A 23032-nucleotide genomic window follows, 5' to 3' on the forward strand; every position below is an offset into this window, starting at 1 on the left:
GGGCACGCCCACCGGTGCCCCCACGTGGGGTGCGGCGTGCCGTGTGTGGCCCCCGCGCGGCTCAGGACACCCGGTTGCGGGCCGATCCCCCGCGGCGGGCCACCAGGAGCAGTCCCCGCACGGTCGTCAGCCATCCCACGGCGACGATCCCGGCCGCCACCGAGAGGCCGAGCGGGCCGTTGAGGGGCATCGCGATACCGATGGCTCCGCCGAGCACCCAGGCCATCTGGAGCAGTGTCTCGGAGCGCGCGAACGCCGAATTCCGGACAAGTTCGGGGACGTCGCGCTGGATCAGCGCGTCCAGGGACAGCTTGGCGAGGGCCTGCGCGAAGCCGGCGACCGCCGCGAGGCACGCGATCATCAGGGTGCCGAAGAAGAGCGCCGCCGTGATCGCGGCGGCCACCACGACCGCCACCACCGTGACGATGATGATCTCCGGGGCGCGCTGCTTCAGCCAGGCGCCGACGGCCGTGCCGAGCGCGTTGCCCACGCCCGCCGAGACGACCACCAGGCCGAGCGAGACCGCCGCGCTCTTGCCGGTGAGCGGGTGCTCGCGCAGCAGGAAGGCGAGGAAGAAGATCAGGAAGCCGGACAGGCAGCGCAGCGAGGCGTTGGCGCCGAGCGCGTGGGTGACCGCCGTGCCCACCGTCCGCAGTCCCGGGCGCGGGGGTTTCTTCAGATGCGGACCGTGCAGATGTTCCGCGTCGGCGGCGAGCAGCGCCGTGTCCTCGCCCTTGGCGGAGTCGACCTTGGGCGGCAGCGAGAACGACAGGAAGGTGCCCAGGATGAAGATCGTGAAGGCGCCGTAGAGCGGATAGCGCGCGCCCGCCGACTGGAGCAGGACGGCGATGGGTCCGGCCACACCGGTGGCCAGGAGCCCGCCCAGAGTCACCCGGGAATTGGCCTTGACCAGGGAGAACGTGGGTGGCAGGAGCCGGGGTACGACGGCGCTGCGCACCACGCCGTACGCCTTGGAGGCGACGAGCACGCCGAGCGCGGCGGGATACAGCTCGAAGGTGCCGGTGACGACGGCGCTCGCCAGGATCAGCGCGAGCATCGCCCGGGCGAGCATCGAGCCCGCCATCGCGGCCCGCCGGCCGTGCGGCAGCCGGTCGAGCAGCGGGCCGATCACGGGGGCGAGGACGGCGAAGGGCGCCATGGTGATGCCCAGGTAGAGGGCGACCCTGCTGCGGGCCTCGTCGGTCGGCACGGAGAAGAACACCGTGGACGCCAGCGCCACCGTGATCATGACGTCGCCCGCGCCGTTCACCGCGTGCAGTTCGATCAGTTTCCCGAGGCCCGACTCGCCCGCCCCGTGCGCGTGCGTGGCCTTGCGGATGCCGCGGGCGGTCCGCGACACGGGGAAGTGCAGGGCACGCCCCACCGCACGGACGGATCCGGTCACCCGGCCCGATCCGCCACTCCGGTTGCTCCCCTTGGCGCCACCGACACCGGTTGCTCCCTGGGGTGACCTTGCGGACGCCACTCCGTCATAGTGCCCCGAGTTCGGGGTGCGTAGTGCGGTTACCGCGCGTATGGGGGCCGAGTGGGGCCCATCGGACTGGGCGAGACGGGTGGGTGAGGGGGCGATGTCCGGCGCGCGGGGCCGCGGAGCGGGGGACTCCGGGGGGCGCGCAGCGCCAAAGATCCCGGCGCGGAGGACCGAAGACGGCCGCCGGTGTGGGCCCAGGGGCCGGGAGAAGGTAGCGTGCGTAACGCGCCTGCGGCGATTGTTCTCGGCCGCGCGCCTCTCGGCCATCCCGCAGAATGGATGGCGTAGGTGCGCCCGAGTGCGATCGGGCGCGGACGTCGACGCGGCCCACCGGTCCGCTCCGTCCGCACCCCCGCCGAGGACTGGCGCACCCGTGAGACGGCGTAGGAGAGAAGCGATACCTGTGAGCGCAGCGACAACGCGAAGCCGCACCCCGGACCGTCTGTGCGCCGAGGCCGTCGACCTCGCCCGCGCGGCAGCCGAGGAGGCCGCCTACCCCGGCATCGTGGGCGAGCATCTCGGGATGGTCTCCGAGGGGGACCGCGTTGTCACGCACTACTTCGAGTGCAAGGAACCCGGGTACCGCGGCTGGCGCTGGGCGTCGACCGTGGCCCGCGCCTCCCGGGCGAAGATCGTCACCCTCGACGAGACCGTGCTGCTGCCCGGCACGGACGCGCTGCTGGCCCCGGAGTGGGTGCCGTGGAGCGAGCGGCTGCGCCCCGGTGACATGGGTCCCGGGGACCTGCTCCCCACGGACGCCGAGGATCTCCGGCTGGAGCCGGGCTGGTCCGGCGAGGACGAGCCCGCGCCGAACTCCGCGGTCTCCGAGGACATGGCCGAGCTGGTCGAGGCGGAGGACGCCGAGGTGACCGCGGGCACGCCCGCGCATCTGCCGATGGCTCCGCGCCGGGGCTCGATCGCCTCCGTCGCCGAGGAACTCGGGCTTCGCCGGGCCCGGGTGCTCTCCCGGTACGGGCTGCATGTCGCGGCCGACCGCTGGGAGGACTCGTTCGGCGCCAAGACCGCCATGGCGCAGGCCGCGCCCGCCACGTGCGTGAGCTGTGGCTTCCTGAACCGGATCGGGGGCTCGCTCGGGCAGGCGTTCGGTGTCTGCGCGAACGAGTTCTCGCCCGCGGACGGGCGTGTGGTGTCTCTCGCGTACGGGTGCGGGGGGCACTCCGAGGCCGCCGTCATGCCGACGCCGCCGCGGCCGCCGCTTCCCGTGATCGACGAGACCCAGGTGGACCCCTTCCCGCTCCGCCCGTCCCCCGACTCGGGCTCGGTCCCGTCGACGACGGACGATTCCCAGGCAGAACTGGGCCACTCGTAAACGTCCCCGGGCCCGGGTGACCGGGCCCACCCCTTCCCCTCCCCAACACCCGCCCCGCCCCCCTCGTGCTCGGGGCACGCACCGCCCCGGGCCGGGCGCCCACACCGACCCCGGCACGGCGCCCGCACTGTCCCCGGCCCGGGTGCCGAGGCAAGCCCAAGCCTCTCCTCGCCCCCTCCGCCCCTACCCGTCCCGTACCTGGGGCTCCGCCCCAGACCCCGCTCCTCAAACGCCGGAGGGGCTGAAAATCTCGCCGGCCGGGGCTGAAAGCTGACTGGCCGGGGCTGAAGGTTTTGGCGGGCCAGGGTTGGAGGCTTTGGCGGGCCGGGGCTGAAACTCTCGCGGGCCGGGGCTGAAAGCTTTGACCGGCCGGGGCTGGAAGCTTTGGCGGGTCAGGGTTGGAGGCTTTGGCGGGCGGGGTTGGAACCGTCTGGTCACGCGCCCGCAGTCGGGATCCGGCGTGAGGGGACGTGGCGGTACATCAATGGCCGTCGCCACCGACGGTCACTCCTCACCCAACGGCGACGGGCTGATGCACCGGCACGGCCCCGACCCCCCCACCGGACCGAACCCGGACCGCCCACCGGACCGAACCCGACCCACCCGCCGGTCGACACCGCGACGGGACCCCCGCACGGCGCGCGGTACCTTCAAGCCGCGCGCCGGTGCAGCATTCGCGGTCGCGTCAGGCGAGAGGGAGAGTGAACCCGTGAGTAAGTTCGTGCGGCCGGCTGCCGAGGGTGCGGACCCGTTCGGCACGGCCCGCCTGCGCCGCGGAGTACTGGACGCCTGGGCGGCCAGCCCGGCCAGGTTCCGCGAGGACGCCAACGCCGAGGAGGACCTCGTCCTCGGCGGCTACCGCGACCGCCTCGTCGTGGAACTCGCCCAGAACGCCGCCGACGCCTCCGCCCGCGCCGGCACCCCGGGCCGCCTGCGCCTCACGCTCCGGGACGGCGTCCTGGTGGCGGCCAACACCGGCGCCCCCCTCGACGCCGTCGGCGTCGAGTCCCTCGCCACCCTCAGGGCCTCCGCGAAGCGGGACGCGCACGACACGGCCGTCGGCCGCTTCGGCGTCGGCTTCGCCGCGGTCCTCGCCGTCACCGACGAGCCCGCCGTCGTCGGCCGTCACGGCGGCGTCCGCTGGGCCCTCGCCGAGGCCCGCGACCTCGCCGCCGGCACCGCCGCCGACAGCCCCGGCCTCGGCGACGAGATCCGCCGACGGGACGGCCACGTACCGCTGCTGAGGCTCCCGTTCGCGGCCGAGGGCACCGCCCCGGACCCGTACGACACCGCCGTGATCCTCCCGCTGCGCGACACCGCCGCCGAGGACCTCGCCGAGCGCCTCCTGCGGAACATCGACGACGCCCTCCTCCTGGCCCTCCCCGGCCTGGAGGAAGTGGTCGTGGAGATCGGCGACACCGAGGTCCGCACCCTGCGCCGGACCGCCGCCGAGCACGGCGCCGTCATCGACGACACCCGCGACGGCACCACCCGCTACCGCACGGTCGCGGCGCACGGCCACCTCGACCCCGCCCTGCTCGCCGACCGCCCGGTCGAGGAGCGCCTGCGCCCGCACTGGTCCGTGACCTGGGCCGTCCCGGTGGACACCGAGGGAGCTCCGGGCCGCCCGAGGACCAGCCCCGTCGTGCACGCGCCGACGCCCAGCGACGAAGCCCTCGGCGTGCCCGCGCTCCTCATCGCCTCCTTCCCGCTCGACACCACCCGCCGCCACGCCGCCCCCGGCCCGCTGACGGACTTCCTGGTGGAGCGCGCGGCGGACGCGTACGCCGAACTCCTCGCCGCCTGGCGGCCGGTGGACACCGGGATCATCGACCTGGTGCCCGGCCCGCTCGGCAAGGGCGAGCTCGACGGCGCGCTGCGCCAGGCGATCCTGGACCGGCTGCCGCGCACCGCGTTCCTGCCGCCCGCCGCCCCGCCGGCCCGGCTGCCGGCCGTCGACACCCCCGAGGACTGGCCCGGGAGCAGCTCCGCGGAGGCCCCCGCCGCCCTGCGGCCGCGCGATGCCGAGGTGGTGGAGGGCGCGGGCGCAGAGACCGTCCGGGTGCTCGCCGAGGTGCTGACCGGCCTGCTGCCCGCCGGGCTCGAACGGCGGGTGGAGCTGCGCTCGCTGGGCGTCGCCCGGGTCCCGCTCACCGAGGCCGTGGACCGGCTGGCCGGCCTGGAGAAGGACCCGGAGTGGTGGCACCGCCTGTACGACAGCCTCGCCGGGGTCGACCCGGACCGGCTGTCGGGGCTCTCGGTGCCGCTGGCCGACGGCCGCACGACGATCGGCCCCCGCCAGATCCTGCTGCCCACCCCCGAGGGCTCCCTGGTGGCCCCCGGCACGCTCGCCAGGCTCGGCCTCAAGGTCGCGCACCCCGACGCGGCCCACCCCCTCCTGGAGAAGCTGGGCGCCCTGCCGGCCTCGCCCCGCGCGGTGCTCACGACGCCGCAGGTGCGGGCCGCGGTGGCCGCCTCGCTCGACGACGAGGGCGGCGCGTGGGACGAGGACACCCTGGACGCGGAGGAGCTCGCGGACACCGTCCTCGCGCTGGTCCGTGACGCCGCGCTCGAACCCGGCGACGAGCCCTGGCTGGGCGCGCTCGCGCTGCCGGACGACGAGGGCGAACTCGTGCCCGCCGGTGAACTCGTGCTGCCCGGAAGCGCGTTCGCCGGGATCATGCGCGAGGACGAACTGGCTTCCGTCGACTCCGAGTTGGCAGAGCGCTGGGGAGAGCAGCCGCTCGCCGCCTGTGGCGTGCTCGCGGGCTTCGCCCTGGTGCGCGCCACCGACATCGTGCTCGACCCGGACGAACTGGAGCCGCGCGAGGGGGACTTCGCCGAGCCCGACGACGCGGGTCTGCTGGACGCGGTGGACGTGTGGTGCGAGGACGTCCTGGACCGGCTGCCCGACTCGCCGGTGCCGCCGGTCGCGACCGAGATCGTGGCCGTACGGGACCTGGACCTGGTGGACGACGACCGGTGGCCGCAGGCCCTGGCGCTGCTGGCCAAGCCGCCGCTGCGGGACGCGATCATCCAGCAGGTGCGCGTCCTGCTCCCGGACGGCACGCACGAGATCGTCCGGCCGTACACGGCGTGGTGGCTGCGCGGGCATCCGGTGCTCGACGGGCGCCGTCCGGCCGGTCTGCGGGCGGCCGGCGGGGATCCGCTGCTGCGCGGTCTGTACGACGAGGCCGACGCGACCGGCTTCGACGACGAGCAGGTCCTGCGGGCGCTCGGTGTCCGTACCTCCGTGGCCGCCCTGCTCGACGAGCCGGGCGGTGCGGCCGAGCTGCTCGACCGGCTCGCGGACCCCGGCCGTCCGGTCTCGGGCTCCCAACTGCACGGCCTGTACAGCGCGTTGGCCGACCTCGACCCCGAGCAGGTGACGCTGCCGGACGAGCTGCGGGCGGTCGTGGACGGCGAGGTGCGGGTCGTGGACGCGGCCGACGCGGTGGTCGTGGACTCCCCGGACCTGCTGGCCTTCACCGACGGGGTGCCGCTGCTGCCGGTGCCTCCGGCGCGGGCCGCCGAGCTCGCCGAACTGTTCCAGGTGCGCAGGCTCAGCGAGTCCGTCACCGGCGAGGTGACCTCCGAGGGCACCGAGCACGACGTACCGGGGTCCGTACGGGTCCTGCTGGGCCCGGCGACCCCCGCCTCGTACGTCGAGCACGAGGAGCTCGTGGTGGACGGCACCGAACTCGACTGGCGCCGCACCCGGGACGGGGTCCTGCACGCCTCCACCCTGGAGGGTGTGGCCGCCGGACTCGCCTGGGCGGCGGGCCAGTGGCCGCGCCGCTTCGAGGTGGCCGCGCTGCTGGAGGACCCGTCCCGCACGGAGGAACTGGCCCGGGACCGCTGGTTCGACTGAGGTCGGACCGCTCGGAGTCGGACCGGTCGGGCAGGTCGGGCAGGCCACGCGAGCCACGCGATCCACGCGAGCCGGACAGGTCCCACCCCATTCGGCCGGCACATTTAGCCCGGCCCCCGGAATTCCGGGGGCCGGGCTTTTCTCTGTGTTTCGCCATCCCCGCGTAACGCGAACCTAAAAACTGCGCGTTCTCCACCCCACCCGCACAACCAGCCCCACCCCTCACTAATCTCACCTCTTGAGTCAACAGACTCACCGATCACTTGGGTCCCGCGCAGACGACGAGCCGTGAGGAACGACCATCGCCGGGACCCCCTTTCTCCACTTGGGGAACCCCATGCGCATACGAGCCACCGTGGCCGCCGTGACCGGCGCCCTGGCCCTTTCCGCTCTCGCCGTGCCGGCCGCGCAGGCCGCAGGCAACCCGCTGTCCGGCGTCACCTTCTCCAACGTCGTGATCAACAGCGGCAAGAACATCGTGGTCGGCGCCTCCGCGATGGTCACGGTCAGCGCGAGCTACACCGTGACGCACCCCGCGAGCCTCAGCGCGAGCGCCTTCATGAGCGGTCCGCTCATCTACCGCGGTACCGCGATCTCGGACGAGAACGCGGTCATCCTCGGCGGCGACGAGCCCGGCACCTGCACCGCCTCCTCCTCCACCGTGCTCAAGTGCACGGCCAAGATCCAGTTCCGTCCGGACGCCACCGGCGACCACGACGACCTGGCCAACTCCCACGCCGGTGCCTGGAAGGTCGGCGCGGTCGCCGTCGACAACAGCGATCACTTCAAGTGGCAGAGCGACCTGGGCGCCCAGAAGGTCCAGCGTCTGTCCAAGCTGACGGTCGACGCCGCGCCGGAGCCGGTCAAGAAGGGCAAGACCGTCACGGTCACCGGCGCCCTGACCCGCGCGAACTGGGACAGCCACACGTACCAGGGCTACACGGGCCAGCCGGTGAAGCTGCAGTTCCGCAAGGCGGGCAGCAGCACGTACACCACGCTGAAGACGGTCACGACGGACAGCCACGGCAACCTGAAGACGACCACCACGGCCACCGCCGACGGGTACTTCCGCTACAGCTTCGCGGGCACCACGACCACCCCGGCCGTCAGCGCCGCGGGTGACTACGTCGACGTGCAGTAAAACCTGAAGCAACAGAAATCCCCGGCCCCAGGGCCGGGGATTTCCCTTTTTCCCGATCTCGGCCCGATCTCCGCCCGATCTCCGCCCCGATCTCCATAGGGACCGCGCAAGGATTTCGTTTCCCGCGCAACGGTTCGAGCACTCCGGCGATCCTTCTCGACGAGTCATAAGACTCCGCCATCACTCGGGCCGTCGCCCGGCGACGACTTCCCGTCCGGTCAACGCCGACGTGCGTCAGGCCGTGTCCACGAACGCGCGCGTGCCCGGCACGGGCTGGCAACCGACGCGGCCCGGATCCCCGCCCCCGGACGGGGATCCGGGCCGTTCTCGAAGGCCTGCACGAAAAGTTCACCTGGCGTACAACCTTTTGGGCGCCTCGGCGATCATGTCTTCCGAGTCAACAGACTCCAAGATCATTTGGGCCCCGGGCGACCACGAGCCGTCAGGACCGACCGCCGTCGGGGCCCCTTTCTCCACGTGGGGATCGCATGCGCATACGTGCCACCGTGGCCGCCGTCTCCGGCGCCCTGGCTCTCTCCGCCCTCGCCGTGCCCGCCGCCCAGGCGACGGGTGGTCACTCGTACAGCCACGACGACGTCCAGAAGGCCGCGCAGGCCGCGCGCGCGGCCACCGACGGCAAGTCGGCCTACACCGGCTCCACGGGCGAGGACGGCGAGCCGTACCCGCTGGACGTGACCTTCTCCTCCGTGAAGGTCAACAGCGGCAAGCCGATCGTTGTGGGCACCACCAACAAGGTCACGGTCCCCGTCACCTTCACCGTGACGCACGCCGCCGACGTCGACATCTACGCCGCCGACACCTACATGGACATCGAGCTCTACCGGGGCTCCTACGAAGACCAGGCCAACTGGCTGGTCGGCCCCGACTGGCCGAGCTGCACCGACGTCTCCGCGACGAAGGCGAACTGCAAGAGCAGCATCGAGGTCGACCCGGGCTGGGACCTGGTGGGCAACGAGGACGCCACCACCTGGAAGGCCGACGGCTACATCCTGGACTTCAACGACCAGGACCCGCTGGGTGAGGACATCGACTGGAGCCAGGTCGGCTTCGCCGGTGCCGGCGACCTCGCCACCACCAAGCTCCAGCGCTACTCCAAGCTGACGGTCAACGCCGCGCCGGAGCCGGTGAAGAAGGGCAAGACCGTCACGGTCACGGGCAAGCTGTCCCGCGCCAACTGGGACGACTTCGCCTACCACGGCTACACCGTCCAGCCGGTGCAGCTGCAGTTCCGCAAGAAGACCAGCAGCACCTACACCACGCTCAAGACGATCAAGTCGGACAGCACCGGCAACCTGAAGACGACCACGACGGCCACCGTCGACGGTTACTACCGCTACAGCTTCGCGGGCACCTCGACCACCCCGGCGGTCAACGCCACGGGTGACTACGTCGACGTGCAGTAGTCGATGACGTAAGCCCTACGCGGGGACGCGGCGGTCGACCCACCTCCAGAGGAACTCCAGGACGGCCGCCGCCGTCACCGATATCAGCACCGCGATCCACGGCATCGTCGTGCCGACCAGCTTCAGCGCGAAGAAGTGCTGGAGCCCCGGCACCACGAGCACGAGCAGGAACGCCCCGCCCATCGAGGCGACGAGGCAGACCCGCCACCAGGTGTACGGCCGGGCGATGATCGCGAGCACCCACATCGAGACCAGGAACAGCGTCAGCGTCGCGGCGCTCGTCTCCGCCTCCAGCGAGCCCTCTCCCGTGTAGTAGTGGCGCGCGATCAGGTACATCGCGAAGGTCGCGGTGCCCGCGACCACACCGCCCGGGATCGAGTACCGCATCACCCGCCGCACGAAGTGGGGCTGGGCGCGCTCCTTGTTGGGGGCGAGGGCCAGGAAGAAGGCCGGGACCCCGATCGTGAGGGTCGACAGCAGCGTCAGATGACGCGGCAGGAACGGGTACTCCACCTGCCAGCACACCACCAGTACGGCCAGCAGCACCGAGTAGACCGTCTTGACCAGGAACAGCGTCGCGACCCGGGTGATGTTGCCGATGACCCGGCGGCCCTCCCCGACCACCGAGGGCAGGGTCGAGAAGCTGTTGTTCAGCAGCACGATCTGGGCCACCGCGCGGGTCGCCTCGGACCCGGAGCCCATGCTCACCCCGATGTCGGCGTCCTTCAGCGCCAGGACGTCGTTCACGCCGTCGCCGGTCATCGCCACCGTGTGCCCGCCGGCCTGAAGGGCGCCCACCATGTCCCGCTTCTGCTGCGGGGTGACCCGCCCGAAGACCGTGCCCTTCTCCAGGGACTTGGCCATCTCCTCGCGCTCGTCCGGCAGCCGGCGCGCGTCCACGACCTCGCCGGTGAGCCCCAGCTTTCCGGCGACCGCTCCCACCGACACCGCGTTGTCGCCCGAGATGACCTTGGCCTTGACGTCCTGCTCGGCGAAGTAGCGCAGGGTGTCGGCCGCGTCCGGGCGCAGCCGCTGCTCCAGCACGATCAGCGCGGCGGGCCGTGCGGCCTCCGCCACGGCGGGGTCGTCCAGGTCCTTGGTGGTCCGCGCCAGCAGCAGCACCCGCAGGCCCTCCTCGTTGAGCCGCTCGGTCTCGGCGAGAGCGGCGTCCCCGGGCTGCAGCAGTACGTCGGGGGCGCCGAGCAGCCAGGCGCTCGACTCGCCGTTGCCCTCGCTGAAGCCGGCGCCGCTGTACTTGCGGGCGGAGGAGAAGGGCAGGGACTGGGTGCAGCGCCACTCCTCGTTGTCCGGGTAGGCGGCGATGATCGCCTGGAGGGAGGCGTTCGGCCGCGGATCGGACTCGCCGAGCGCGCCGAGGACCTTGCGCAGATACGACTCGTCGGCGCCCTGGAGCGGGCGCAGCTCGGTGACGTCCATGCCGCCCTCGGTGAGGGTGCCCGTCTTGTCGAGGCAGACGGTGTCGATGCGGGCGAGGCCCTCGATGGCGGGAAGTTCCTGGACGAGGCACTGTTTTCGGCCGAGGCGGATGACGCCGATGGCGAAGGCGACGGAGGTGAGCAGCACCAGGCCCTCCGGGACCATCGGCACGATCCCGCCGACGGTCCGCGCGACGGAGTCCTTGAAGCCGTGCTGCTTGACGACGAGCTGGCTGATGATCAGGCCGATGGCCGTCGGGATCATCATCCACGTCACGTACTTGAGGATCGTGGAGATACCGCTGCGCAGCTCGGAGTGGACGAGCGTGAACCGCGAGGCCTCCTCCGCGAGCTGTGCCGCGTACGCCTCCCGGCCCACCTTCGTCGCGGTGAAGGCGCCGCTGCCGGCCACGACGAAGCTGCCGGACATCACCGCGTCGCCGGCGTGCTTGACCACGGGGTCGGCCTCACCGGTGAGCAGGGACTCGTCGATCTCCAGCCCGTCGGCCTCCGCGCAGGTGCCGTCGACGGCGACCTTGTCGCCCGGCCCGATCTCGATGAGGTCCCCGAGCACGATCTCCGAGGAGCGCACCTCGGCGGCGACCCCGTCCCTGCGGACGGTGGGCTTCACCTCGCCGATCACCGCGAGCGAGTCCAGCGTCTTCTTGGCGCGCCACTCCTGGATGATGCCGATCCCGGTGTTGGCGATGATCACGTAGCCGAACAGGCTGTCCTGGAACGGTGCCACGCACAGCATGACCAGCCAGAGCACGCCGATGATCGCGTTGAAGCGGGTGAACACGTTCGCCCGGACGATCTCGCCCACGGAGCGGCTGCTGCGCACCGGGACGTCGTTCACCTCGCCGCGCGCGACCCGTTCGGCCACCTCGGCGGCCGACAGCCCCTCGGCCCGCCGGGAGGCGGGTAGGGGAACGGGGTGAACGGGATCCAGTCCGGCGCCCGCGTCGGTGTGGGTCATGCCTTCGACGGTACGTGCGGATATGCGGCTTCACCCGCCGAGTGCGCCAAAGTTCCGACCTGGGGAGGACCGGGGGCGGCGGGTCGTGCTGCCGTGGGTGGAGAAGTCCCCTAGTCCGTCACGGGGGTGGCGGGGGAGCCGCCCGCCTGGGCGCGCTTGATCGCGGCGTCACGCTTGCGGACGTACCAGATGCCGATGAGCCCGAGGCCCGCGCCGGCCAGGCAGGTCCACAGCCACCACAGGTGTCCGTGGTCGTCGAACCAGCCGTAGAACGGGAGCTGCACCAGGAAGAGGACGAACCAGAGGATCGTGCCGCCCGTGATGGTGGCGACGACGGGGCCCTCCAGGGGCTCCGGCGCCTCGTGCTTGGGGGTCCACTTCGCCATGTGCACAGCTTACGAGGGTCGGCGACCGGTTGTGTTCGGGCCCCGTCCCCCTTGTGCCACAGGGGTCTACGCGCGGAGATAGCGATTTCTGACTCATATGTTCATACTGAAACGGTCCGAGTCTGGCCAGTTGTATTCGTAGAAAACACCAACAGCGACCTGGGGGAACCTGCTGGTGCACGACCACTGACCAGGCTCGATCACGTCCCGTCCCCCTGCACGTTTGAGGACCCGCATGTCCACCTCGGCCGCCACCAAGGCCCCCGCCCCGCAGCAGCCGGAGTCCCGGCCCGCTCAGGGCGCTCTCGACCGCTTCTTCAACATCTCCGAGCGGGGCTCCAGCCTTCCGCGCGAGATCCGCGGCGGTTTCGCCACCTTCTTCGCGATGGCGTACATCATCGTGCTGAACCCGATCATCCTGGGCAGCGCGAAGGACATGTACGGGCACCACCTCGACAACGGTCAGCTCGTGACCGCGACCGCGCTGACCGCGGCCTTCACCACGCTCCTCATGGGCGTCATCGGCAACGTGCCGATCGCGCTGGCCGCCGGCCTCGGCGTGAACACGGTCGTCGCCCTCCAGCTCGCGCCCCGGATGTCCTGGCCGGACGCCATGGGCATGGTGGTCCTCGCGGGCTTCATCGTGATGCTCCTGGTCGCCACGGGTCTGCGCGAGCGCGTCATGAACGCGGTGCCGCTCGGCCTGCGCAAGGGCATCGCGATCGGGATCGGCCTGTTCATCATGCTGATCGGCCTGGTCGACTCGGGCTTCGTCACCCGCATCCCGGACATCGCCCAGACGACCGTCCCGCTCCAGCTCGGCACGGACGGCCACCTGCACGGCTGGCCCGTCCTGATCTTCATCCTCGGCACCCTGCTGACCCTCGCGCTGATCGTGCGCAAGGTGCCCGGCGCCATCCTCATCTCGATCGTGACCATGACGGTCGCCGCGGTGATCATCAACTCCGTCACCACCATCCCGTCCTGGGGTCTGACCACCCCGAAGTGGCCCGGCAACCCGGTCGCCAGCCCGGACTTCGGCCTGATCGGCCAGTTCAGCCTGTTCGGCGGCTTCAGCAAGGTCGGCGTGCTGACCGGCATCCTCTTCGTCTTCACCGTGCTGCTGTCGTGCTTCTTCGACGCGATGGGCACGATCATGGGCATCAGCGACGAGGCCAAGCTGACGGACGCGCAGGGCAACATGCCCGGCATCAACAAGGTCCTCTTCGTCGACGGCATCGCCGTCGCCGCGGGCGGCGCCTCCTCCTCCTCGGCCACCACGTGCTTCGTGGAGTCCACGGCCGGCGTCGGCGAGGGTGCCCGCACGGGCTTCGCGAACGTGGTCACCGGCGCGCTGTTCGCCGTCGCCCTCTTCCTGACCCCGGTCGCCACGATGGTCCCGTCCCAGGCGGCCACCCCCGCGCTGATCGCGGTCGGCTTCCTGATCATGTCCCACTCGGTCAAGGAGATCGACTGGGCGGACTACACGATCGCCATCCCGGCCTTCGTGACCATGATGATGATGCCGTTCACCTACTCGATCACCAACGGCATCGGGATGGGCTTCATCACCTTCGTCGTGCTGCGCCTGGCGGCGGGCCGGGGTCGTGACATCCCGGTCGCCATGTACGTGGTGTCGGCGGTGTTCACCTTCTACTACCTCATGCCGGCCCTCGGCCTGACCTGAGCGGCATCGGCCGTGCGGGGGGCTCACTGACCCCCGGCGGCGCACACGGGATCAGGTGACCCCGTAGAACTTCTCCGTCTCCTCGACGGCGGTCTGGAACCGCTCGTCGAAGTCGTCGCGAATGAGCGTCCGGACCACATAGTCCTGGACGCTCATTCCGCGTTTCGCGGCATGGTCGCGGAGCCGGTCGAGCAGCTCCCCGTCGATACGCAGGCTGAGCACGCTGGTCCCCATGAAGTCGAGGGTCGCCGCTTCCCGACCGGATTCGGGTCACTTTCCGGAGCCATCTCACTCATATGAGTGATCTCCGCGTCCGATGGCGCGTTTCACGCGGGCCCAGTTGTTCTTTAGCGAGAGTAATGAGTTAAGCTAAAGAACATGCCTGACCTCACCCATGGCGACGACGAGGCCGCCGTGAACGCCTTGCGCTCCGCAGTGATGCGGTTGTCGCGTCGACTCAAGCACCAGAGAGTCGACGAGTCGCTGAGCCCCACCGAGATGTCGGTGCTCGGCACCCTCGCCCGTTGCGGCAGCGCCACGCCCGGCGAGCTCGCCCGCAAGGAACATGTGCAGCCGCCGTCGATGACCCGCATCGTCGCGCTGCTCGAAGCCAAGGGGCTGGTCAGGCTGGAGCCGCACCCCGAGGACCGGCGCCAGAAGGTGGTGACGCAGACCGACAAGGCCGAGGCGATGCTCGAGGAGAGCCGCCGCCGGCGGAACGCGTTCCTGGCCGGACTGGTCGAGGCCCTCGACGAGGACGAATGGGCCAAGCTCCGCGAAGCCGCTCCCGTCCTGGAGAAGCTCGCGCACATCTGACCGACGGCGGCCCTCTCACGCTCCCCGATCCCGGCCCGGATCACCGGTCTCGACTCGGATCAGCGGTCTCGACCGAGATCACTGATCTCGGTCCGGATCACCGGTCTCGTCCCGGATCGGCGATCTCGGTTCCGATCGCCGGTCACGGCCCGGACCACTGGTCACCGACCAGATCGCTGATCTCGGTTCGGATCACCGGTCACGGTCCGGATCACCGATCTCGACTGGGATCACCGATCACGACTGGGATCACCGATCTCGACCGGGATCACCGATCTCGACCGGGATCACCGATCTCGACCGGGATCACTGATCACGGAGCAACGGAGGGTCCGCTCTTCCCCGCAAGCGCCGACGCCCCCCATGACGCCGACGTCCACGATCGCAATGGAGGCGAGCCCTTTTGAGTACGGGATCCGGAGCACACTCCGCCCCCGCACCAGCCACCCCCGATTCCCCGGCCACCCGCGACTCCCCCCGCTCCTCCTCGATGTTCAGCTCGCTGAAGATCCGGAACTACCGCCTGTTCTTCCTGGGCCAGGTCGTCTCCAACACCGGCACCTGGATGCAGCGCATCGCCCAGGACTGGCTGGTGCTCAGCCTCACCGGCTCCTCCGCCGCCGTCGGCATCACCACCGCGCTCCAGTTCCTGCCGATGCTGCTCTTCGGCCTGTACGGCGGTGTTCTCGTCGACCGCCTCCCCAAGCGGCCCACACTCCTGGTGACGCAGACGGCGATGGCCCTCACCGGCCTCGTGCTCGCCTTCCTCACGCTCTCCGGACACGTCCAGGTCTGGCACGTCTACCTCGCCGCGTTCGCCGTCGGCATGGCCACCGTCGTCGACAACCCGGCACGCCAGTCCTTCGTCTCCGAGATGGTCGGCCCCGGGCAGCTCCAGAACGCGGTCAGTCTGAACTCGGCCAACTTCCAGTCCGCGCGGCTGGTCGGCCCCGCCGTCGCGGGTCTGCTGATCACCGGCGTCGGCACCGGCTGGGCCTTCCTGCTGAACGGCGTGTCGTTCGTGGCCCCGCTGGCGAGCCTGCTGCTGATGCGGTCCCGCGAGCTGCACGTCGTCGAGCGGGCGCCGCGCGCCAAGGGCCAGCTCCGCGAAGGCCTCCGCTATGTCGCCGGGCGGCCCGAACTGATCTGGCCGATCGTCCTCGTCGGCTTCATCGGCACCTTCGGCTTCAACTTCCCGGTCTGGCTGTCGGCGTACGCGGACGACATCTTCGACTCGGGCGCCGGGGCGTACAGCCTCTTCAACACGCTGATGGCGCTGGGTTCGCTGGCCGGAGCGCTGCTCGCGGCCCGGCGCGGCACGGCCCGGCTGCGCGTGCTGATCGCGGCGGCGGTGGCCTTCGGCGCGCTGGAGGTGGTGGCCGCCACGGCTCCCACGCTCTGGCTGTTCTCGCTCCTGATGGTCCCGATCGGCATCTTCGGCCTGACGGTGAACGTCACCGCGAACACCTCGGTCCAGATGGCCACCGACCCGGCCATGCGCGGCCGGGTCATGGCGCTGTTCATGATGGTCTTCGTGGGCGGCTCACCGCTCGGCGCGCCGCTGATCGGCTGGGTCACCGACGTCTACGGACCTCGCGTGGGCTTCGCGCTCGGCGGACTGGTCTCGATGGCCGCGGCGACGGCGATCGGTCTGGTCCTGGCCCGTCTCGGCGGGCTGCGGGTCGACCTCGGGTGGCATCACGGCCGCCCCCGGATCCGCTTCGTCCCGCGTGCGCGGAGCGAGGAGCAGCTCGCCACGGTGTGATTCCACCTCGGCACGACCCACCCCGGGTGGGACCAGGAGGTTCGGAGGCGGCCGGCCCGCGTGAAGCGGCCGGCCGCCTCGTCCACTCCGGTGTACCGGACGGCGTTCCCTGGAAGGCTGGGGCCCATGAGACTCTTCGCGGCGGTACTGCCCCCTGCCGGTGCGGTGCGTGAACTGGCCCCGGACGTGGACGCGTTGCGGCGGATGCCGGGAGCGGACGCCTTGCGCTGGACGGGCCGTCCCGGCTGGCACTTCACGCTCGCGTTCTACGGCGAGGTCGCCGACGAGACCGTCCCGGACCTCACGGAGCGGCTGCTGCGGGCCGGCCGGCGCACCGATCCGTTCCCGCTGTCCCTGCGCGGCGGCGGGCACTTCGGCGGGCGGGCCCTGTGGGTGGGTGCGGCGGGGGACGTCGCGGCCATGCGGCTGCTGGCGGACCGGGCGGAGGCGGCGGGCCGCAAGGCGGGCGTCGAGATGGAGGAGCACCGCCGCTACCGTCCGCATCTGACCGTGGCCCGCAGCCGCGACTCCGCGGACTTCAAGCCGTACGTCGCCGCGCTGGACGCGTTCGCGGGAGAACCCTGGACGGTGGGTGAGCTGTGTCTCGTCCGCAGCAACCTGCCGAGGTCGGGAGTGCCCGGTGAGCAGCCCCGATACGAAACGGTGGCCGCGTGCCCGCTGGGGGCGGGCGACGGGGCGGGCCCGGCGGACCGTTAACCTCGTTGACGTGAACCCGAAGACCCGTAACCGGATCATGGCCGGTGTGCTCGTGCTGATGTTCTTCGTCGTGGCCATGGCGGCGGCGGTCAGATAGCGACCGCCACCGCCGCACGCCGGACGCGCGGCGGGGCCGCGAGACGAACGCCCCACGGCCACAGCCACGGCCCTCGCTCCGAGGCCAACGCCCCGCGCCCGCTGCCCCGGCACGAGGCGAACGGGGACGCCCCGGCACGAGGCGAACGCCCGCGATCGCGGCCCCCGCTTCAAGGCGAACGCCCGCTATCGCGGCCCCCGCTTCAAGGCGAACGCCCGGCGGGGACGGCTGCGCTGCGAGGCGAACGCCCCGCGGCCGCGGTCCCGCGACGAGGCGAACGCCCTGCGGGGACGGCCCTGCTACCAGGCGAACGCCTCGGGGGACGGACCCGGGCCCGGGAAGATCTCGTCGAGACCCTCCAGGACGTCCTCCGACAGTTCCAGCTCCACCGCGCGCAGCGCCGACGCGAGCTGTTCCGCGGTGCGCGGGCCCACGATGGGTCCCGTGACGCCGGGACGGGTCAGCAGCCAGGCCAGCGCGGCCTCTCCGGGCTCCAGACCGTGCTTCTCCAGCAGATCCTCGTACGCCTGGATCTGGGCGCGTGCGGCCGTGTCGGCGAGGGCGTCGGCGGCCCGGCCGCTGGCCCGGCGGCCGCCCTCGACCTCCTTCTTGATCACTCCGCCCAGCAGTCCGCCGTGCAGCGGCGACCAGGGGATGACACCGAGGCCGTACTCCTGGGCGGCCGGGATGACCTCCATCTCGGCGCGGCGCTCGGCGAGGTTGTAGAGGCACTGCTCGCTGACCAGGCCGATGGTCCCGCCGCGGCGTGCGGCGATCTCGTTGGCCTGGGCGATCTTGTAACCGGGGAAGTTGCTGGACCCCACGTAGAGGATCTTCCCCTGCTGTACGAGGACGTCGACGGCCTGCCAGATCTCGTCGAAGGGGGTGGACCGGTCGACGTGGTGGAACTGGTAGACGTCGATGTAGTCCGTCTGGAGCCGCTTCAGGCTCGCCTCGACCGCGCGCCGGATGTTCAGGGCGGACAGCTTGTCGTGGTTGGGCCACGGGTCGCCCTCGGCGCCCATGTTCCCGTACACCTTGGTGGCGAGGACGGTCCGGTCCCGGCGGTCGCCGCCCTGGGCGAACCAGTTGCCGATGATCGATTCGGTGCGGCCCTTGTTCTCGCCCCACCCATAGACGTTGGCCGTGTCGAAGTAGTTGATTCCCGCGTCCAGCGCCGCGTCCATGATCGCGTGGCTGTCGGTCTCGTCTGTCTGCGGGCCGAAGTTCATGGTGCCGAGGACGAGCCGGCTGACCTTGAGCCCCGTGCGTCCGAGCTGTGTGTACTTCATGGTTCACCAGCCAACGACGTGGAGTGCGCTCTAGGCAAGAGCGGACCGGGCGACGGCGGGGGAGTGCCGGACGCGGTGGTCAGGCCGGCTGGGCCGCGTACGGCTCGCCCAGGTCCCAGGCCTGGTACATCGCCTCGGCGAAACCCTCCGCGATCTTGTGTTCGCCGCTCGCGTTCGGGTGGGTGCCGTCGTAGGTGTCGAAGGCGATGTCGTACGAGGAGGGCGGGGAGGCGAGCAGCAGCGGGGAGCGCGGTTCGTCGAGGTCGGCGACCGTCTTGGCGAGGAGGTCGTTGAACGCGGCCACCTCGGCGGCGAAGGGCGGGTCGTCCTGGGCGCGGACGTTCGGTATCACCGGGAGCAGGACCATGCGGACGCGCGGGTTCGCGGCGCGGGCCTCGGCGACGAAGGCGCGGACGTTGTCGGCGGTCTGGGCGGCGTTGGTGTAGAAGCCGAGGTCGATGAGGCCGAGCGAGACCAGCAGGACGTCGGCGCGCTGGGCGCGGACCGCCTCGCGGATCAGCGGGGCCATGTGCAGCCAGCCCTCGCCCCAGCCGGCCAGGTGGGCGCGGGGGAACTCCGGGTCCGCGTACTCGTAGGAGTCGGCGGACCCGGTCGCCTGGTCGTAGAGCGTCTCGCGCGGGCCGACGATCTTGAACGGGCCCCCGTACGCCGCGCGCAGGTGCTGCCACATCCGGTAGCGCCACGTGTGTTCGCCCGCGCTACCGATCGTCATGGAGTCGCCGACGGGCATGAACCTGAGCATCCGATCATCATGGACGATCGGCCCAGGCGCCATGGGCCCGGACGGTGTGAGGCTGGACACGCCCGCGCGGGGTCCGCGGCGGTGTGCCGGTGCGGGCGGGGAGCGAGGGCCTGGCGGGGTGCGTCCGGGCGGGCCGCGACGACGTGAACGGGCCGGTGGGATGGCAGGCTTGGGCCATGCGCCGATCCCACTCGTACGTGTCCGGAGCCGCCGCCGGAGCCCTTGCCGGAGCGGCCCTCGTCCTCGCCCTGGCGGCGCCCGCCCTCGCCGACGGAGGGGACGGGGGATTCACCATCAAGGACCCCCGGATCAAGGAGTCCAGCGGCCTCGCCGCCTCACGCATCCACCCGGGCGTCTACTGGACGCACAACGACAGCGACGACGGGCCGTACCTGTACGCGGTCGACAGCCGTACGGGCGAGACCGTCGCCAGGATCACCATGAGCGGGGTGGGCGCGCCCCGGGACGTCGAGGCGATCTCCCTCGGCCCGGACGGCGACCTGTACGTCGGCGACATCGGCGACAACCTCGGCGGCAAGTGGGACCACGTGTGGGTCTACAAGCTCCCCGAGCCGAAGGTGCTCAAGGACCAGACGATCCGCGCCACCCAGTACGTCGTGAAGTACTCGGACGGTCCCCGCAACGCGGAGGCGCTGATGGTGCATCCCAAGACGGGGCGCGTCTACATCGCCGACAAGGACGAGGACGGCGGCCACCTCTACGAAGGTCCCGCCGAGCTCTCCGCCGGCTCGACCAACGTCTTCAAGCCGGTCGCCACGATCGACCTGTGGGTCACGGACGGCGCGTTCTCCCCCGACGGCCGGCAGCTCGCCGTGCGCGGCTACTTCGGCGGCATCGCCTACGCGTGGAACGACGGCCGCATCAAACGCCTCGAGCGCCTGAACGTGCCCCTCCAGGGCCAGGGCGAGTCGATCACCTACACGCCCGACGGATCGAAGCTCATGTACGGCAGCGAGGGCGCGGACAGCCCCGTGGAGCCGGAGGACGCGCCGGGTGCTTCGGGGTCCGGCTCCAACTCGTCCTCCAAGGGGGGCGGTTCGGCCTCCGGGGGCGGGAGCGGGGACGGGATGGGCGGTGAGGTGAAGGTCGGCGCCATCGCGGTCGCGGCCCTGTTCGCCGTGGTGTTCGGCTTCAAGCGGCTGCGCCGCCGCTGAACGCGGCCACCCCGTGGACACGGCCGAGGGGCGCCCGGCGGATGCCGGACGCCCCTCGGCCGTCGTCGTGCGGTTACAGCTTCTCGATCACGTAGTCGATGCAGTGCGTCAGCGCCTCGACGTCCGCGGGGTCGATCGCCGGGAACATGGCGACGCGGAGCTGGTTGCGGCCGAGCTTGCGGTACGGCTCGGTGTCGACGATGCCGTTGGCGCGCAGGGCCTTGGCGACGGCGGCGGCGTCGATCTCGTCGGCGAAGTCGATCGTGCCGATGACCTGCGAGCGCTTGGCCGCGTCGGTCACGAACGGGGTGGCGTACTTGCTGTCCTCGGCCCAGCGGTAGAGGCGGGTCGAGGAGTCCTTCGTACGGGCCGAGGACCAGGCGAGGCCGCCCTGGCCGTTGATCCATTCGAGCTGCTCGTTGAGCAGGAAGATCGTGGCCAGCGCGGGGGTGTTGTACGTCTGGTTCTTGCGGGAGTTGTCGATCGCCGTGGGCAGCGAGAAGAACTCCGGGACGTGCCGGCCGGAGGCGTGGATCCGCTCGGCGCGCTCGATGGCGGCCGGGGAGAACACGCCGATCCACAGGCCGCCGTCGGAGGCGAAGGACTTCTGCGGGGCGAAGTAGTAGACGTCCGTCTCGGCGATGTCGACGGGCAGGCCGCCGGCGCCGGAGGTGGCGTCCACCAGGACGAGGGCGCCCTCGTCGGCGCCCGCGACCCGCTTGATCGGGGCGGCGACACCGGTGGAGGTCTCGTTGTGGGTGAAGGCGTAGACGTCGGCGCCCGCCTCGGCGACCGGCTCGGGGTGCGTGCCCGGGTCGGAGGAGATCACGGTCGGGTCGGCGAGCCACGGGGCGAGCTTGGCGGCCTTCGCGAACTTGGAGGAGAACTCGCCGAACGTGAGGTGCTGCGACTTGTTCTCGATCAGGCCGTGCGTCGCGACGTCCCAGAACGCGGTGGAGCCGCCGTTGCCGAGGACGACCTCGTACCCGTCGGGCAGGGAGAACAGCTCGCGCACGCCCTCGCGCACCTTGCCGACCAGGTTCTTGACCGGGGCCTGGCGGTGGGATGTGCCGAGCAGCGAGGCGCCGGTCGCGGCCAGCGCGTCCAGTGCCTCCGTCCGCACCTTGGAGGGGCCGGCGCCGAATCGTCCGTCGGCGGGCTTGAGGTCAGCGGGGATCTGGATATCAGCCACGCCAGGAGCCTAGCCGTTCGGGGAAACCTCGGTGAAACGTCGTCCGTCGGCTGAGACGGCGCGTGTTGACGGGGCGTGGCGAGGGCGCGACCGCCGGAGGGGCCGTGGGGGCTCCTCCGGCGGCCGTGCCGTCACACCTGGTCAGTTCACTCGGCGGTGAGCCGGACCGGCAGTTCGAACAGGTCGTTCTGCGTCACCACCGGCTTGTTGCGCAGGTCCGACACCGGTACGGCCAGGTCCAGGGACGGGAAGCGCTCGTACAGGGCGGGCAGGGCGACGCCCGCCTCCAGGCGGGACAGGGCCGCGCCGGGGCAGACGTGGGGCCCGTGGCCGAAGGAGATGTGCCGGTTCTTGCCGGTGCGGGTGATGTCGAACTCGCCCGCGGTGGGCCCGTGGGCGTTCTCGTCACGGCCGATCGCGCCGTACGACACGATGAGCGCGTCGCCCGCCGGGATCACCTTGTCGCCGACCGGGACGTCCTCGGTGGCGAAACGGATGAGGACGTGGGAGGTCGGGGTGGCGTAGCGCAGGGTCTCCTCGACGACCGCGGACCAGTCCGCCCCGCCGGACAGGACGAGGGCGCGCTGGTCGGGGTGGGCGGACAGGTTGACGACCGCGTTGACGATGAGGGAGATCGTCGTCTCGTGGCCGGCCGCGACCATGAGCTGGAGGGTGGAGACGATCTCCTCGTCGGTGAGGTGGTCGCCGTCCTCCGAGGCCAGGATCAGCGCGCTGGTCAGGTCGTCGCCCGGCTCGGCCCGCTTGGCCGCCACGGTCTCCGCCATGATCCCGGCGAGCTCGGTGAGGGTCGCGATGACCTCGGCGGGCGGGGTCTGCGTCGAGAAGAACTTCTCGAAGAGCTCCTTCAGACGCGGCAGCCGGGACTCCTCGATGCCCATGAGGTCGGCGATCACGTACATGGGCAGGGGGTAGGCGAAGTCGGCCTTCAGGTCGACGACGTCCCCGGTGAGGTTGTCGAGCAGACTCTCCGTCAGCTTCGCGATCCGCTCCCGCATCTGCTCCACCCGGCGCGGGGTCAGCGCCTGCGCCACCAGGGTGCGCATCCGGCGGTGGTCCGCGCCGTCCACGGTGAGCATGGAGCGGCCGGGGTTGGCGAGGCCGATCAGCGGCCAGTCGGCGGCGATCTCGCCGCGCTGCCAGGCGCCCCAGACGTTGATGTCCTTCACCAGGCGGGGGTCCGTGAGCAGGGCGCGCGCCTCGGCGTGGTGGGTGACGGCCCACACCGGGACTCCGCCGGGCAGTTCGACGGCGGCGAGCGGTCCCGCGGCGCGCAGCGCGGCGCTCTCGCCGTCCAGGTCGGCGACGAAGGGGTCCAGGGCTATGCGGGTCTCTTCGGTACCGGTGGTCATGCGGGGGTGCCTCCAAGGGGCTGGGGTGGGGGTGAAGCGTTTTCCCCCGGGGCATGGGGACAGCCCCGGGCCCCGGCCGGGCGGGGTGCGCCGGCCGGG

The 23032-nt window shown here is 71.5% G+C and carries 17 protein-coding genes; 9 read left to right on the top strand and 8 right to left on the bottom strand.

The window, feature by feature from the left end:
- Positions 1-61: 61 nt before the first annotated feature.
- Positions 62-1486 (bottom strand): MFS transporter, encoded by a 1425-nt coding sequence (locus ACZ4TO_RS26510; protein ID WP_382792700.1) that lies wholly within the window; start codon positions 1484-1486, stop codon positions 62-64.
- Positions 1487-1895: 409 nt separating this feature from the next.
- On the opposite strand from ACZ4TO_RS26510, the gene ACZ4TO_RS26515 reads away from it, so the two are divergent.
- The 4 genes from ACZ4TO_RS26515 (at position 1896) to ACZ4TO_RS26530 (ending at position 9258) form a co-directional block, all read left to right on the top strand.
- On the top strand, positions 1896-2822 hold the full coding sequence (locus tag ACZ4TO_RS26515; RefSeq protein ID WP_382792704.1) for a DUF3027 domain-containing protein: 927 nt from the start codon (positions 1896-1898) through the stop codon (positions 2820-2822).
- Positions 2823-3531: 709 nt separating this feature from the next.
- Positions 3532-6693 carry a sacsin N-terminal ATP-binding-like domain-containing protein gene (locus tag ACZ4TO_RS26520; protein ID WP_468025381.1) on the top strand — a complete coding sequence of 1054 codons (3162 nt, stop codon included), beginning with the start codon at positions 3532-3534 and terminating at the stop codon, positions 6691-6693.
- Between the two features lie 337 nt (positions 6694-7030).
- Positions 7031-7834, top strand: a complete 804-nt coding sequence (locus ACZ4TO_RS26525) for a hypothetical protein (RefSeq protein ID WP_385042384.1) — start codon at positions 7031-7033, stop codon at positions 7832-7834.
- Between the two features lie 488 nt (positions 7835-8322).
- The gene (locus tag ACZ4TO_RS26530) at positions 8323-9258 is read left to right on the top strand and encodes a hypothetical protein (RefSeq protein WP_468025382.1); all 936 of its coding nucleotides are present in this window, start codon (positions 8323-8325) and stop codon (positions 9256-9258) included.
- Between the two features lie 15 nt (positions 9259-9273).
- Here ACZ4TO_RS26530 and ACZ4TO_RS26535 read toward each other — a convergent pair whose 3' ends face one another.
- Both ACZ4TO_RS26535 and ACZ4TO_RS26540 read right to left on the bottom strand, forming a co-directional pair.
- Positions 9274-11673, bottom strand: a complete 2400-nt coding sequence (locus tag ACZ4TO_RS26535) for a cation-translocating P-type ATPase (RefSeq protein WP_468025383.1) — start codon at positions 11671-11673, stop codon at positions 9274-9276.
- A 110-nt stretch (positions 11674-11783) separates the two neighbouring features.
- Entirely contained in the window at positions 11784-12059 is a 276-nt protein-coding gene (locus ACZ4TO_RS26540; RefSeq protein ID WP_382792716.1) for a DUF2530 domain-containing protein, read from the bottom strand.
- A 235-nt stretch (positions 12060-12294) separates the two neighbouring features.
- Here ACZ4TO_RS26540 and ACZ4TO_RS26545 point away from each other — a divergent pair, with 235 nt between their 5' ends.
- Positions 12295-13746, top strand: coding sequence for an NCS2 family permease (locus ACZ4TO_RS26545; RefSeq protein ID WP_468025384.1), 1452 nt, complete (start codon positions 12295-12297; stop codon positions 13744-13746).
- Positions 13747-13797: 51 nt separating this feature from the next.
- Here ACZ4TO_RS26545 and ACZ4TO_RS26550 read toward each other — a convergent pair whose 3' ends face one another.
- Positions 13798-13980 (bottom strand): hypothetical protein, encoded by a 183-nt coding sequence (locus ACZ4TO_RS26550; protein WP_037624226.1) that lies wholly within the window; start codon positions 13978-13980, stop codon positions 13798-13800.
- Positions 13981-14124: 144 nt separating this feature from the next.
- Here ACZ4TO_RS26550 and ACZ4TO_RS26555 point away from each other — a divergent pair, with 144 nt between their 5' ends.
- From ACZ4TO_RS26555 to thpR, 3 genes are all read left to right on the top strand, one after another.
- The gene (locus ACZ4TO_RS26555; RefSeq protein WP_103551027.1) at positions 14125-14562 is read left to right on the top strand and encodes a MarR family winged helix-turn-helix transcriptional regulator; all 438 of its coding nucleotides are present in this window, start codon (positions 14125-14127) and stop codon (positions 14560-14562) included.
- Between the two features lie 403 nt (positions 14563-14965).
- Entirely contained in the window at positions 14966-16327 is a 1362-nt protein-coding gene (locus ACZ4TO_RS26560) for an MFS transporter (protein WP_468025385.1), read from the top strand.
- A gap of 126 nt (positions 16328-16453) precedes the next feature.
- The gene (gene thpR, locus ACZ4TO_RS26565) at positions 16454-17044 is read left to right on the top strand and encodes an RNA 2',3'-cyclic phosphodiesterase (RefSeq protein WP_467844996.1); all 591 of its coding nucleotides are present in this window, start codon (positions 16454-16456) and stop codon (positions 17042-17044) included.
- Positions 17045-17440: 396 nt separating this feature from the next.
- On the opposite strand, the gene ACZ4TO_RS26570 is transcribed toward thpR, so the two are convergent.
- Positions 17441-18433, bottom strand: a complete 993-nt coding sequence (locus tag ACZ4TO_RS26570) for an aldo/keto reductase (RefSeq protein ID WP_382792728.1) — start codon at positions 18431-18433, stop codon at positions 17441-17443.
- A gap of 79 nt (positions 18434-18512) precedes the next feature.
- A complete protein-coding gene (locus ACZ4TO_RS26575; RefSeq protein ID WP_382792731.1) occupies positions 18513-19196 on the bottom strand; it encodes an SGNH/GDSL hydrolase family protein in 684 nt (227 codons plus the stop codon).
- A gap of 176 nt (positions 19197-19372) precedes the next feature.
- Between ACZ4TO_RS26575 and ACZ4TO_RS26580 the strand changes: the two genes are divergently transcribed.
- Positions 19373-20371, top strand: coding sequence for a YncE family protein (locus tag ACZ4TO_RS26580; protein ID WP_382792734.1), 999 nt, complete (start codon positions 19373-19375; stop codon positions 20369-20371).
- Between the two features lie 73 nt (positions 20372-20444).
- Here ACZ4TO_RS26580 and serC read toward each other — a convergent pair whose 3' ends face one another.
- Together serC and ACZ4TO_RS26590 are read right to left on the bottom strand one after the other, a co-directional pair.
- Positions 20445-21563: a phosphoserine transaminase gene (gene serC / locus ACZ4TO_RS26585; protein ID WP_382792737.1), complete on the bottom strand. Its 1119-nt coding sequence runs from the start codon at positions 21561-21563 to the stop codon at positions 20445-20447.
- 146 nt (positions 21564-21709) lie between these two features.
- On the bottom strand, positions 21710-22933 hold the full coding sequence (locus tag ACZ4TO_RS26590; protein ID WP_385042389.1) for a cytochrome P450 family protein: 1224 nt from the start codon (positions 22931-22933) through the stop codon (positions 21710-21712).
- Positions 22934-23032: the final 99 nt, after the last annotated feature.

The organism is Streptomyces sp. NPDC028298, from assembly GCF_055565895.1.

What these genes read in the sequence shown, in the direction of transcription:
- ACZ4TO_RS26525 (WP_385042384.1), top strand. Translation starts at nt 7,031, where the DNA reads ATGCGCATACGAGCCACCGTGGCCGCCGTGACCGGCGCCCTGGCCCTT.
- thpR (WP_467844996.1), top strand. Translation starts at nt 16,454, where the DNA reads ATGAGACTCTTCGCGGCGGTACTGCCCCCTGCCGGTGCGGTGCGTGAA.
- ACZ4TO_RS26580 (WP_382792734.1), top strand. Translation starts at nt 19,373, where the DNA reads ATGCGCCGATCCCACTCGTACGTGTCCGGAGCCGCCGCCGGAGCCCTT.
- ACZ4TO_RS26530 (WP_468025382.1), top strand. Translation starts at nt 8,323, where the DNA reads ATGCGCATACGTGCCACCGTGGCCGCCGTCTCCGGCGCCCTGGCTCTC.
- ACZ4TO_RS26555 (WP_103551027.1), top strand. Translation starts at nt 14,125, where the DNA reads ATGCCTGACCTCACCCATGGCGACGACGAGGCCGCCGTGAACGCCTTG.
- ACZ4TO_RS26550 (WP_037624226.1), bottom strand. Translation starts at nt 13,980, where the DNA reads ATGGGGACCAGCGTGCTCAGCCTGCGTATCGACGGGGAGCTGCTCGAC.
- ACZ4TO_RS26535 (WP_468025383.1), bottom strand. Translation starts at nt 11,673, where the DNA reads ATGACCCACACCGACGCGGGCGCCGGACTGGATCCCGTTCACCCCGTT.
- ACZ4TO_RS26590 (WP_385042389.1), bottom strand. Translation starts at nt 22,933, where the DNA reads ATGACCACCGGTACCGAAGAGACCCGCATAGCCCTGGACCCCTTCGTC.
- ACZ4TO_RS26545 (WP_468025384.1), top strand. Translation starts at nt 12,295, where the DNA reads ATGTCCACCTCGGCCGCCACCAAGGCCCCCGCCCCGCAGCAGCCGGAG.
- ACZ4TO_RS26570 (WP_382792728.1), bottom strand. Translation starts at nt 18,433, where the DNA reads ATGAAGTACACACAGCTCGGACGCACGGGGCTCAAGGTCAGCCGGCTC.
- ACZ4TO_RS26575 (WP_382792731.1), bottom strand. Translation starts at nt 19,196, where the DNA reads ATGCTCAGGTTCATGCCCGTCGGCGACTCCATGACGATCGGTAGCGCG.
- ACZ4TO_RS26540 (WP_382792716.1), bottom strand. Translation starts at nt 12,059, where the DNA reads ATGGCGAAGTGGACCCCCAAGCACGAGGCGCCGGAGCCCCTGGAGGGC.